Source organism: Ferruginibacter yonginensis (assembly GCF_042651465.1).
GTDB classification, from domain to species: Bacteria; Bacteroidota; Bacteroidia; order Chitinophagales; family Chitinophagaceae; genus Ferruginibacter; species Ferruginibacter yonginensis.
Genome location: NZ_JBHSCZ010000002.1, coordinates 83,160 through 95,118, shown reverse-complemented (window position 1 = coordinate 95,118; position 11,959 = coordinate 83,160). Strand labels below are relative to the sequence as shown.

11 protein-coding genes are annotated in these 11,959 nt (G+C 34.5%); 4 read left to right on the top strand and 7 right to left on the bottom strand.

Features of this window, described 5'->3' with window-relative positions:
• Positions 1–3: 3 nt before the first annotated feature.
• A complete protein-coding gene (locus ACFOWM_RS07565) occupies positions 4–636 on the top strand; it encodes a response regulator (RefSeq protein WP_379708459.1) in 633 nt (210 codons plus the stop codon).
• 46 nt (positions 637–682) lie between these two features.
• On the opposite strand, the gene ACFOWM_RS07560 is transcribed toward ACFOWM_RS07565, so the two are convergent.
• From ACFOWM_RS07560 to ACFOWM_RS07530, 7 genes are all read right to left on the bottom strand, one after another.
• Positions 683–2,470 (bottom strand): AMP-dependent synthetase/ligase, encoded by a 1,788-nt coding sequence (locus tag ACFOWM_RS07560; protein WP_379708457.1) that lies wholly within the window; start codon positions 2,468–2,470, stop codon positions 683–685.
• 150 nt (positions 2,471–2,620) lie between these two features.
• Positions 2,621–3,265, bottom strand: a complete 645-nt coding sequence (locus ACFOWM_RS07555) for a YceI family protein (protein WP_379708455.1) — start codon at positions 3,263–3,265, stop codon at positions 2,621–2,623.
• A gap of 65 nt (positions 3,266–3,330) precedes the next feature.
• On the bottom strand, positions 3,331–4,332 hold the full coding sequence (locus tag ACFOWM_RS07550) for a tetratricopeptide repeat protein (protein WP_379708453.1): 1,002 nt from the start codon (positions 4,330–4,332) through the stop codon (positions 3,331–3,333).
• A 132-nt stretch (positions 4,333–4,464) separates the two neighbouring features.
• A complete protein-coding gene (locus tag ACFOWM_RS07545; RefSeq protein ID WP_379708451.1) occupies positions 4,465–5,724 on the bottom strand; it encodes a DUF1015 domain-containing protein in 1,260 nt (419 codons plus the stop codon).
• Positions 5,725–5,738: 14 nt separating this feature from the next.
• Positions 5,739–6,809, bottom strand: coding sequence for a 3-phosphoserine/phosphohydroxythreonine transaminase (gene serC, locus ACFOWM_RS07540; RefSeq protein WP_379708449.1), 1,071 nt, complete (start codon positions 6,807–6,809; stop codon positions 5,739–5,741).
• Between the two features lie 71 nt (positions 6,810–6,880).
• Complete coding sequence (locus tag ACFOWM_RS07535) at positions 6,881–7,861, bottom strand: zinc dependent phospholipase C family protein (protein WP_379708447.1); 981 nt, start codon at positions 7,859–7,861, stop codon at positions 6,881–6,883.
• 97 nt (positions 7,862–7,958) lie between these two features.
• On the bottom strand, positions 7,959–8,564 hold the full coding sequence (locus tag ACFOWM_RS07530; protein WP_379708445.1) for a DUF502 domain-containing protein: 606 nt from the start codon (positions 8,562–8,564) through the stop codon (positions 7,959–7,961).
• A gap of 163 nt (positions 8,565–8,727) precedes the next feature.
• Between ACFOWM_RS07530 and ACFOWM_RS07525 the strand changes: the two genes are divergently transcribed.
• Genes ACFOWM_RS07525 through ACFOWM_RS07515 form a run of 3 tightly spaced genes read left to right on the top strand, consistent with a single transcriptional unit; the run spans position 8,728 to position 11,951 of the window.
• Positions 8,728–9,360 (top strand): TetR/AcrR family transcriptional regulator, encoded by a 633-nt coding sequence (locus ACFOWM_RS07525; RefSeq protein ID WP_379708443.1) that lies wholly within the window; start codon positions 8,728–8,730, stop codon positions 9,358–9,360.
• Positions 9,360–10,697 (top strand): TolC family protein, encoded by a 1,338-nt coding sequence (locus ACFOWM_RS07520; RefSeq protein ID WP_379708441.1) that lies wholly within the window; start codon positions 9,360–9,362, stop codon positions 10,695–10,697. Before ACFOWM_RS07525 ends, ACFOWM_RS07520 begins: the two co-directional genes overlap by 1 nt.
• A gap of 42 nt (positions 10,698–10,739) precedes the next feature.
• A complete protein-coding gene (locus tag ACFOWM_RS07515; protein ID WP_379708439.1) occupies positions 10,740–11,951 on the top strand; it encodes an efflux RND transporter periplasmic adaptor subunit in 1,212 nt (403 codons plus the stop codon).
• Positions 11,952–11,959: the final 8 nt, after the last annotated feature.

Sequence of the window (11,959 nt, the reverse complement as noted above, 5' to 3'; positions counted from 1 at the left end):
ACCATGATAAGAATTCTTATCGCAGATGATCATATTGTTGTTCGTAGAGGGCTTCGCCAAATATTAATCGAAGGCTTTTCAAATGTTGAAATAGAAGAAGTAGGTGATGCTGAATTACTGATAAAAAATGTAATAAAATTTGATTGGGATGTTATTATTAGTGATTTAAGTATGCCTGGCCGTAGTGGCTTAGATGCATTACAACAGATTAAACAAATTAAACCAAGTATACCTGTTTTAATTTTGAGTATACACCCCGAAGAGCAATATGCATTAAGGGTTTTAAAAGCTGGTGCATCTGGTTATTTAAGTAAAGATATGGCAGCTGAAGAGTTGGTGGGTGCTGTACAAAAAGTGATGCTTGGTAAAAAATATATTACCGCATCGGTTGCTGAAAAATTAGCAACATTACTTGATCAGGATAGCAATAAGCCGCTGCACGAATATTTATCTGATAGAGAATTTAGTGTACTCAAACAATTAGCCTCAGGCAAATCGGTATCCGAAATTGCAGAGGCACTTTTTTTAAGCGTAACCACCGTAAGTACATACCGAGCCCGTATTATGGTAAAAATGAATTTAAAAAATAATGCAGAACTTACGTTGTATGCAATGGAACATCATTTATTATCGTAACCAAAATGTTGATTATAGTTATCGCTAGTATAAAAATTAATATTTTTTATTTATAAATATTGGCAATTGCAGTTTTATATTTTTCCATAATTACCTTACGTTTTAATTTTAAGGTAGGGGTAAGTTCACCACTTTCAATTGTCCATTCTTCAGGTAGTAATTCAAACTTTTTTACTTGCTCTACATGGTTGAAAAACTTATTAAAGCTTTCAATTAATTCTTTAAATAATGCTTTTACTTTTTCATGATGCACCGCTGCATCATTTGTGGTGAAGGGAATATTTTGTTGACGCATCCACTCCCTTACATTGGGTATTGATGGTACAATGAGTGCACCAACAAATTTTTCATCGGCACCAATAATCATAATTTGTTCAACATACGGCGACTCTTTCATTTTGTTTTCAATAGGTTGCGGCGCCACATATTTACCACCACTGGTTTTAAATAATTCTTTTTTACGATCAGTAATTTTTAAAAATTTGCCATCTTCAAAAACACCAATATCACCTGTATGCAACCAACCATCAATTACCGTTTCGGCAGTTAAATCTGGTCGTTTATAATAACCTAACATTACACTTGGGCCTTTTACACAAATTTCTCCATCTTCTAAAAGCTTTACTTCTTGTCCTTCTAAAACTGGGCCCACAGTACCAAATTTCATTCCGCCTTTTTCTTTACGGTTTACACTTATTACAGGGCTATTTTCAGTAGGGCCATAGCCTTCGTAAATTGGTATTTGTGCTGCATTAAAAATGCGTAAAAGCCTTGCTTGGCAAGCTGCACCGCCGGTTATAATATACTTAATATTGTTGCCTAGTGCCTCCCTCCATTTACTAAATACAAGTTTATTTGCAATGGCTAATTGTAATTTATATTTGATGCTGCCCGGTTTAAGGCTATCAAATTGATCACCCAAATTAACTGACCAAAAGAATAATTGTTTTTTAAAGCCAGTTAATTCGTTGCCTTTTGCAATAATTTTTTCATACACTTTTTCTAAAAGCCTTGGTACGGTACAAAAAACGGTGGGTTTTACTTCTTTTAAATTTTCGCCTATGCTTTCTAAATTTTCAGCGAAGTAAATAGAATGTAAGCTGTGAATAAATATATAAGATGCTACTCTTTCAAAAATATGATTGAGCGGTAAAAAACTTAATGTACGGCCTTGAGGGTCATCGCTAAAAGGAAAGCTACGTGTGCCATTTAATACATTTGTAACAATATTACGGTGGCTCAACATTACACCTTTAGGAAAACCTGTGGTACCCGATGTGTAAATGATGGTAGCACAGTCAGTAGCTTTAACAGCAGCCTTAACCGTTTCGAGTTGTACTAAATCAGCCTCAGTAATGTTTTCTAATAACGATTTCCAATTTTTTATACCCGGTACTTCATCAAACTCATAAATATCTTGTAAGGTTGGTACGTTCGATTTTATTGAGTTTACTTTTTCACGTATTTCATGACCACATACAAATGCTATTTTTATTTCAGCATCGTTAAAAATAAACTGTAACTCATTCACATTTGTAGTGGGATATATAGGGCACAATACGGCACCTATTTGTTGACAAGCAATATCAAGCATTAACCACTCCGGTCGGTTACGACTGATGAGTGCAATTTTATCTTGACGTTCTACCGTCATATCATTACCACTAATGCCAAGTTTTAATAACCCTGCACTTAATTGGTTAATGGTTTTTATAACTTCATTAGTACTGTACGGCACCCATTCATTATTAATTTTTGCAGCAAACATATCTGCTTTTGGTAGCCTTGCTTGTTGGTCGTATATAAAATCAAAAAGTCTTGAATGCTCGTTCATGTATGTATCGTTTATACTAATGGTTATTGGTTTTACAAATTAACCCTAGTGGTAAATGTATTATACTTGTAAATATCGGTCTCATTAAAAAACTAAGTTATAAAAAAAAAGCCACCCTTGTAAGGTGGCTTTATAAAAATATCATCACAATTATTTTGCTGTAGCGGTAATATTTAATTTGATGGCAACTTCTTTAGAAATAACCCAATCTTGTGGGTTGTTTGGCCCTTTGTAATTGATGCCCCACAAGGTTCTATCAATGCTGAAAGATGCTGTTGCTGCAAGGGTTTTAGCATCTACAGTAACTTTAGCAGGTACAGCAACATTTTTAGTACTATCTTTTAAAGTGAGGTTACCTTTAATAATGTGTGTAATACCAACTTTGGTAGTATCTGTATTTACTTCAACACCTGTAATTTCAAATTTAGCAGTAGGGTATTTTGCAACATCAAAAAAATCTGGGCTTTTTAAATGGCCTTCTAGTTTTGCTTTTGATTCAGCATCGGCAGCTAAATCTTCGTTATTTAACGAAGCAACATCAATAATAAAACTACCTGCTGTTAAGGCGCCATCTTTAACTGTTAAAGCACCTTCTTTTACTTTGAATGTGCCACTGTGTGTGCCAGTTGGCTTGCTGCCTACCCAACCTACTTTTGATGTACTGTCAACTGTATAAGCTGTGCCATCAGTAGCAGCTGCTGCTTGTTTTTCTGTAGTTTCAGCCTTAGGTTCTGTGTTGTTATTGCACGATGCAAATGTGATAGCGGCTAAGGCTAAAAAAGCAATTTTTTTCATTTTATTATGTTGTTTTTTTGTTGAGAATGCAAATATAAAAAAATTAATGTTTAAACATCAAATATTTATTTATGGTAGTATTGGTCGCTCGTCATTTTTAAAGTTCTGGCTTTTTGGAAATTTAAAAATTGGGTGGTTTCTGCAGGATGTGTTTTGATCCAATTTTCATAAGCACTTAAATTATCAGCTGCTGTAAAAATCCATTGGTTATAGGCATCAAACATTCCTTCTTTCAATAATTGTTGGTGCAAATCAAATAATTTAAACGCAGGTTTATTGCTACTATTAAACCAATCAATGATGAACCTAGTACGTATCATTGTAAGTGTTTCGGTATTGATGCCGCTTGTAGCTAAACTTGCTTGTTTGTTCATTACTTGTACATATTGTACTGTAAAGGCAGTTTTATCTTTGTTTGCTTTTTCAATATCCACATCAGTAAACAGTTTTTTATAACCGTTTAGTAATATTTCTTTTATTTCAGCTGTACGTGCCGTGTTGGTTTCCATGTTTATGAAAATTTCACCATAAATGAGGGCCCATACTTTATCTAAAGAGTAAAAATAAAACTTGGCAGCATTGTAATAGTTTTTGCTATAAGTAGGGTCAACCTCAATACCTTTCTCCCATGTTTTTATAGCGTCAGTATTTTTATTTGCTAATTGTACTTCGCCTAAATCGTTGTACAATGGGCCGCTATCAGCAAAACGTTTCAACGCCTTTTTATATAATTTTTCGCAATCACTTAATTTATCTTGTTGGCGGTACATATTACCAGCAATTTGGTAACATTGGTCATCAGCATTTTTATTATCTAAAACTGGGTTTATTATTTGAAGTCCGGTGTAATAATCTTTTTGAAAATAATAGCAAAGTGCTAAATCTTTTGCTAGTTGAATATTATCTGGCGCCATTTGATAGGTGCGTTTTAAAACCACAATGGCATTGGTGTAATCGCCTTGACGCATAAAAGTTTTAGCGGTTTCTTGTAGTTCGGCTACTGTTTGCGCCGCTAAAGGCAGGTAGTTAGTAAAAAGTAATAAAAGGCTAAAAGTAAATTTTTTCACTGTTGTTATTTAAATGAAAGCTTTAGTTGCTGTTGCTAGCCTTTGTAAATAAATGTATATGTTATGTTTATAACAAGGGCTGTTGCTATTATTGTAAAGATAAAAAAAGGGCACTTTAAAAGTGCCCTAATATTAGTTAATTAAATGTGTTAATAAACCATCTCTCAGTTTTGGCTCAAACCACGTACTTTTTGGTGGCATTACTTCACCAGCATCGGCTACTTCAAATAATTGCTCAATACTAACAGGGTATAAGCTAATGGCAACAGCCATTTCACCACTGTTTACCCTCTTTTCAAGTTCACTTAAACCCCTAATGCCTCCAACAAAGTCAATGCGTTTATCTGTACGTTGATCTATAATATTAAAAATAGGGGTAAGTACATTTTCTTGTAATACATTAACATCCAACACACCTAAAACATCATCTTTTATTATATTTTCAAGTGCTTTTACCAGGTACCATTGTTGGTTCATATAAAAACCAAATTCATGTGGTGCTGATGGTTTTACTGCCTCTTTGCTTGGTGTAACGGTAAAGTTTTTTTCTAAAGCGGCTATAATATCTGCAGGTGTATGGCCATTAAAATCTTTGATAACCCTATTGTAATCAATAATACGCAATTGGTTTGCAGGGAAAAGCGTAGTTAAAAAAATATCAGCCGCTGGTGTTGCATGGTTACCTAATGCTGCTTTTACTTTTGCTGCAGATGCTGCTCTGTGGTGCCCATCGGCAATATAGCTTGCAGGTACATGCGTTTTAAATAATTGGGTAATAGTTTCAATGCTATCTGTATCGTTTATTACCCAAATATTGTGTTGAATAGCATCATCAGCTTCAAAACTATACTGTGGCGCTTTATCGCTCATCATGCTTGCAATAAAGGTATCAATAGCTGGTACGTTACGGTAAGCTAAAAATACATTACCTGTTTGAGCCCCTGTTGTTTTAATATGTGTAATTCTATCCAATTCTTTTTCTGGACGAGTAAACTCATGTTTTTTTATAAGTCCATTTTCATAATCTGCAACCGAACTACCGCACACTAAGCCAATTTGATTAATTGGTGCAGCATCTTTATCGCCAAGTAAATGGCCAGGCATTATTAATTGATAAATGTAGTAACAAGGTTTACTTTCTTGAAACAAAATATTCCTGCTAATAAAGGCAGTTAAATTTTCTTTAGCCTTGTCGTATACTTCTTGCGAATGAATATCAATGTTATCAGGTAAGTCAACTTCACTTTTAGTGATATGTAAAAACGAATTGGGATTTCCTTGTGTTGCAAGCTTCGCTTCTTTACTATTCAATACATCGTATGGTGGTGATGCTACTGCTTTTGCTTCAGTAACCTCGGGCCTTAATGCTGCAAATGGAGCAATCGTAATCATTGTTATTTTTTTATTTATGAAGGGTTGTTTTGTTCAAATTGTTGCATAATTGAAACTAAATATTCCACACTGCTCAATGGCATAGCGTTGTAAAGTGAAGCCCTAAAACCGCCTACACTTCTATGTCCTTTTATACCAATTATTTGGTGTTGGGTAGCATAATCTAAAAAAGCTTTTTCTTTGTTAGCATCGTTCATTACAAAGCAAACGTTCATATTGCTTCTATCTTCCACTGCCACAGTACCTTTAAATAGTGTGTTTCTATCAATTTCGTTATACAATAATGCTGCTTTTTGGTTGTTAATTTTTTCAATGGCATTTACACCGCCTTGTTTTTTTAACCAACGTAAAGTAAGCATACAAGTGTAAACAGCAAATACGGGTGGCGTATTGAGCATGCTACCTTCGGCAATATGGTTGCGATAATCCATCATGGTAGGAATATTACGCTTTAATTTGCCCAAAATATTTTTGTTTACAACAACTATTGTAACACCGGCAGCACCAATATTTTTTTGTGCACCGGCATATATTAAATCAAAGACATTAAAATTCATACTTCTGCTTAATATATCGCTACTCATATCTGCAACTAAGCTATTTGAAGTAACGGGTATTTTTTTCCATTGGGTACCGTAAATAGTGTTATTGGTAGTTATATGCAGGTATTTTGCATCGTTTGGTACGGCAAAATCTTTTGGTATAAATGTATAGTTTTTATCTTTTGATGAGCATACAACCTCTGGTTTGCCAAATAGCTTAGCCTCTTTAATGGCTTTTGCTGCCCATACACCTGTATCGGTATATGCAGCTGTATCTTTTAAATCGAGTAGGTTCATTGGCACCTGCATAAATTGGGTTGAGGCACCGCCATGTAAAAATAACACTTCGTGTTGTTCATCTAACGCCATCAACTCTCTCATAAGTTGACGAGCTTCTTGCATGATAGCTTCAAAAGCGGCAGTTCTATGCCCATATTCTAATATAGATAGCCCCGTATTATTAAAATTTAAAACTGCAGCTGCAGCCTCCTCAAAAACTTCTTTAGGTAAAATGGAAGGACCAGCATTAAAATTGTGCACCACTGTGTAGATTTTAGAACGGGCAAAACTATGAAATTTAATTAGCAATTTGTTGCCAATTTTCAGCTTGCCGTTTAATCTTCTTCTCTACCAATCATTTTTGTGGCGCCACTCCATTGGGTATTGAGGTCTTCAATTTCTTTTAAATCTGATGCACTCAATTTTTGGTTTACAAGGCCCTTTAAATCGGGTTGTCCGGCATTTACCCATGCCGTATACCAAAATGAGGCAATACAACTGATAGATTGGCGCATGCGGCGTTCAATCATACCATCTAACTTTTTATTGAATGCCAATGTAAAAGCGGTGGAATATTGTTTGATGATTTTTCCGTTTCGGTTTTCAAATGAATATTTTTTATCATCAGGGAAAGAAAGGGTGAGCTCTCTTTCAAAGCGAAGTACACTATCACTGGCTTTAGCACTTTCTAAAACCCTGTCCCAAATATAAGCGCCTGGGTCTTTTATATAAGTGGCTTTACCTATCATAAAATCCCACTGTTTTTCAGCCAACAACTCTGGTACCCTGCTTTCCCAAAAACCGTGTATACCACGTTGGTTGGTGTATTGGCCGTTGTGGTTACTATTGGCATGTAATGGTACATGCGCATCGGCAATGTAATGGCCTAACTCAGCACTGTTTTTCATGATACGACTAAAATTTTTATCTTTAAAAGCTTGGGTAAGTCTTTGCAACATAACTTGAACATGCCAAGGAACAATACCGTAGGCACGGAGCGTATCTTCACTATATTTTGCAACAGCATCGGTCCATTTATGTGGTAATGCATCAAATGGGTAAGTACCATAGCGATCAATATCAATGTAATGCCTTGGGCCTTCATCTTTAACAGCATACCGTCTTTTATCGGGGTCAATCGCATGTTCGCTAATAAAACCGATATTAGGTTTGTATAGCACCATCATATCTGGCGGTAATAAAAAAGTTGCGTAGTAATTAATTTTTTGGTGTGCATAAAACCCCCAACAAAATGAGGTAAAATGCGATAGCAGCATAATGATGGTGAATAAAAAAGCGATCCAAGTTTTTTTCATGTGTTTGCTAAATATTTTTATTGATATGTATTATGCTAAAAGTATATGCTACATCAATGATTACATGTGTTACTAAAAATAAGTAAATATTATAACATTATTCTTCAGAAACATCGGTAACGCCGCCACTTAACGCAAACTTCATGGTTTGTGCGCTGCTGATATTGGTAATAGGCTTTATTCTTGTTTTGGGTATAATGTACACATTACCTGCAACCGAGTATGCCATTGGTATGTATACGGCTACGTAATCAATCAAGCCAAAGTCACTCATATCATCTTTGGTAATAAAACCCATGCGCCACACATCGTTATCATCAACATTGGCTAGTACATTTTGGGTAAACTTTTTTTTGTCGCCTGCAAAAGCTTCAAAAAAATCTCTTGTGGTGCTGTAAATATGTTTAATACCAGGTGCTTTTTGCATGAAACGGTCTAAAAAACTTACAATTCTACCTGTAATAAAAAACGAACTGAAATAACCTATCAAAATGATGGCTCCTAAAATAATAATAAAGCCTAACCCATAGTTTTGGGTATGGCTCATACCCTGTGCATCGGTATAATGAAAAATTGGTAACCATCCATCAATAGTAGAAATCACAAAAAATAGTGCATAAATAGAAATGGCTACTGGTGCCAATATCAATAAGCCTTGTAAAAAATATTGTAATAAACGCTTGTATTCAAATGGCTTTTCCATATTTCAAAAAATTATGATCAAAGATAGCTACATATAATATTGTGGAAACAAACGTTAACAACGTACAAATTACAGTGCTACGTTAATAAATTATTATGAATGGTAAAATATTGTTATAGAAACTTTGGCAACGTTAAAAGTTTCCTTAGTTTTGCGCTTTATTATGGAACCCATTAATACAGTAGCAGAAAGAATAAAGCAAAAAGCGCATGATTTATTTATGCAATTTGGCTTGCGTAGTGTTAGTATGGATGATATTGCCACTGCCTTAGGCGTAAGTAAAAAAACCATTTATCAATACTATGCTGATAAAGATGCGTTGGCCAATGAAGTAATTGCCGACCTTTTAAATGGTAATATGTGTAGGTGTGAGGCGGATGTAAAGGCTTCAAAAAACGCTATACATGAACTATTTTTAGCAATGGAGTTTATGACGGAAATGTTTAGTAAAATGAACCCTTCCTTATTATTTGATTTACAAAAATACCATCCTGAAGCATTTAGTAATTTTTTAAAATTTAAAAACGATTATATATACAACATGGTAATGGCCAATATTAAAAGGGGTATTGCCGAAGGTTTGTATAGAGATGATTTTAATGCCGAAGTAATTACACGATTTAGGGTATCAAGTATGATGATATCTTTTAACCCTGAGTTTCATAATAGTGTAAAGCTTGATGTATCTACCATTGAAGAAGAGCTACTACTTTATTTTTTATACGGTATGGTTTCACCTAAGGGTTATAAGCTTATTAATAAATACAAAGAAGAACGTAAAAACAACGATAAATAATGAAACAACAACTAACAAAATACAGTATGTTCCTTTGCTTGTTACTACTAAGTAACAAAGCAATAGAAGCGCAAGCTGTAAATAAATTTTCGGTAACACAAGCAGTAGACTACGCTAAGAAAAACAGTGTACAAGTAAAAAATGCCTTAATAGATTATAAAATACAGCAGCAAACAAACAGAGAAATTACAGCAGCAGCCTACCCACAAATAAGTGCAACGGGTACCTTTCAAGATTATTTAACTATACCAACAACATTATTGCCAGCTGAAATTGCAGGTGGACCAGCAGGTACATTTGTACCCGTACGTTTTGGTACTAAATACAGTGCTACTGGCGGTTTTGATGTGCAACAATTATTGTTTGATGGACAAGTATTTGTGGGCTTAATAGCTAGAGGTGTGGCGCTTGATTACTATGCCAAACAGCAAGAGGTTACGGAAGAAATGATTAATGTGAACGTTCAAAAAATTTATTACCAATTAGTGGTTGGTAAACAACAAATGACCTCTATAGATGCCAATATTGAACGTTTTGAAAAATTGTTGAAAGACACTAAAGAAATTTACAAACAAGGTTTTGCCGAAAAATTAGATGTAGATAAAGTAAGTGTGCAATTAAACAACCTTCAAACTGAAAAAGTAAAAGTACAATCGCAGTTAGATGCTGGTAATGCAGGTTTAAAGTTTTTAATGAACATGCCGCAGAAAGATACCTTGATACTTACTGATACATTATCAGAAGATATGTTGAAAGACAATTTACTAGCACTTGATTATAAATACGAAAACCGTAAAGAGTTTCAATTATTAACACTAGGAAAAAAACTAGGTGAGTACAATGTACGCAGGTATAAACTAAGCTATTTACCAACACTTGCTGCCTTTGCTAGCTACAATAAAAATGCACAGCGCCAAAAGTTTGATTTCTTTGGCGATGGACCATGGTTTACCACTTCATTAATTGGTTTACGTTTAAATGTACCCATTTTTGATGGCTTTGCAAAAAGCTCAAGAGTTCAAAAAGCTAAATTACAATTACAACAAACCAATAACCAAATTGAACAATTTAAAAACTCGGTTGATAATGATGTAACACAAGCTAGGCTTAAAATAACAGCAGCCGTATTAACACTCGATGCTCAAAAAAAGAATATGATTTTAGCAGAAAAAGTGTACGGCACTACCAAACTTAAATACGAGCAAGGGTTAGGTACCAACCAAGAAATATACAATGCACAAGCAGAATTAAAAGTGGCACAAAATAATTATTACGGTGCTTTATATGATGCAGTAATTGCCAAAATTGATTTCTTAAAAGCAACAGGAACCTTATAAATTTTATACCAAAACAAATTTTAAAATACAACAATACAATATATGCAACACAATAAAATCTTTATCATTGGTTTAACTACCCTTGTTTTATTTGCCTCTTGTGGTGATAGTAAAAAAGAAGGGAATGCTGCCATTAACGATAAAAAAACACAGTTAGAAAAACTAAAATCTGAGAAAGAAAAAAAGGATCAAGAAATTTTGAAGTTGCAAGAAGAGCTTTCAAAATTAGATACAAGTAGTGCCAACCCAGCAAAAATTAAATTAGTGGCTTTTGCTCCAATTGTAATGCAAAACTTTGATCATTACATTGAGTTGCAAGGTAAAATTGATGCCGAAAATAGCTCATACATTGCGCCAAGGGGTATGGGTGGCCAGGTAAAACAAGTGTTGGTAAAACAAGGGCAAATTGTTAGAAAAGGTCAATTGCTATTGCGATTAGATAATGCCATACAAAACCAACAACTACAAGCAACCAAGCAACAAGCACAAAATATAAAAACACAATTAGCGCTTGCTAAAAGCTTGGCTGAACGTCAACAAAATTTATGGAACAATGGTATTGGTACTGAAGTGCAATTGCTTACTGCAAAAACCAATGTAACATCATTAGAAAACCAACTAGGTACTATTGCAGAACAAGTAAAGTTAGCACAAGAGCAATTGAATACTGCTAATGTGTACAGCGATGTAAATGGTGTAGCTGATGTGGTAAATATTAGAGTAGGTGAAATTTTTCAAGGGGCAACAGCTGCTGGTCCGCAAATAAAAATTGTAAATAAAAGTAGTTTAAAAGTAATAGGTAACATACCTGAAAACTATTTGGGTACTGTATCAAAAGGTACACCAGTAGTAGTTATAATGCCTGATATTAATAAAACATACAACACCACTGTAAGTTTTATAGGTGCAGCCATTGATCCTTTAAGTAGGGGTTTTAATGTAGAGGCAAAATTACCGTCAGATCCAGCACTTAATCCCAACCAATTAGCACTCATTAAAGTAAGGGATTATGCAGCAACCAATACGATTGCGATTCCTTTAAAAACGCTACAAAACGATGAAAAAGGCAAATATGTAATGGTAGCAAGCAACGAAAAAGGCAAATTGTATGCACGTAAACGTGTAGTAACAGTAGGCCTCATTAACGGTGATGTTATTGAGGTGAAGAGTGGTTTAAAAGCAGGTGAACAATTAATTGTGGAAGGCTATACAGGTTTATACGAAGGCCAACAATTAAAAACTTCAGCACAGTAAAAATATAC

Coding starts and splice junctions, on each gene's coding strand:
- ACFOWM_RS07565 (WP_379708459.1), top strand. CDS start 4: ATGATAAGAATTCTTATCGCAGATGATCATATTGTTGTTCGTAGAGGG.
- ACFOWM_RS07560 (WP_379708457.1), bottom strand. CDS start 2,470: ATGAACGAGCATTCAAGACTTTTTGATTTTATATACGACCAACAAGCA.
- ACFOWM_RS07555 (WP_379708455.1), bottom strand. CDS start 3,265: ATGAAAAAAATTGCTTTTTTAGCCTTAGCCGCTATCACATTTGCATCG.
- ACFOWM_RS07545 (WP_379708451.1), bottom strand. CDS start 5,724: ATGATTACGATTGCTCCATTTGCAGCATTAAGGCCCGAGGTTACTGAA.
- ACFOWM_RS07535 (WP_379708447.1), bottom strand. CDS start 7,861: ATGAAAAAAACTTGGATCGCTTTTTTATTCACCATCATTATGCTGCTA.
- ACFOWM_RS07530 (WP_379708445.1), bottom strand. CDS start 8,564: ATGGAAAAGCCATTTGAATACAAGCGTTTATTACAATATTTTTTACAA.
- ACFOWM_RS07525 (WP_379708443.1), top strand. CDS start 8,728: ATGGAACCCATTAATACAGTAGCAGAAAGAATAAAGCAAAAAGCGCAT.
- ACFOWM_RS07520 (WP_379708441.1), top strand. CDS start 9,360: ATGAAACAACAACTAACAAAATACAGTATGTTCCTTTGCTTGTTACTA.
- ACFOWM_RS07515 (WP_379708439.1), top strand. CDS start 10,740: ATGCAACACAATAAAATCTTTATCATTGGTTTAACTACCCTTGTTTTA.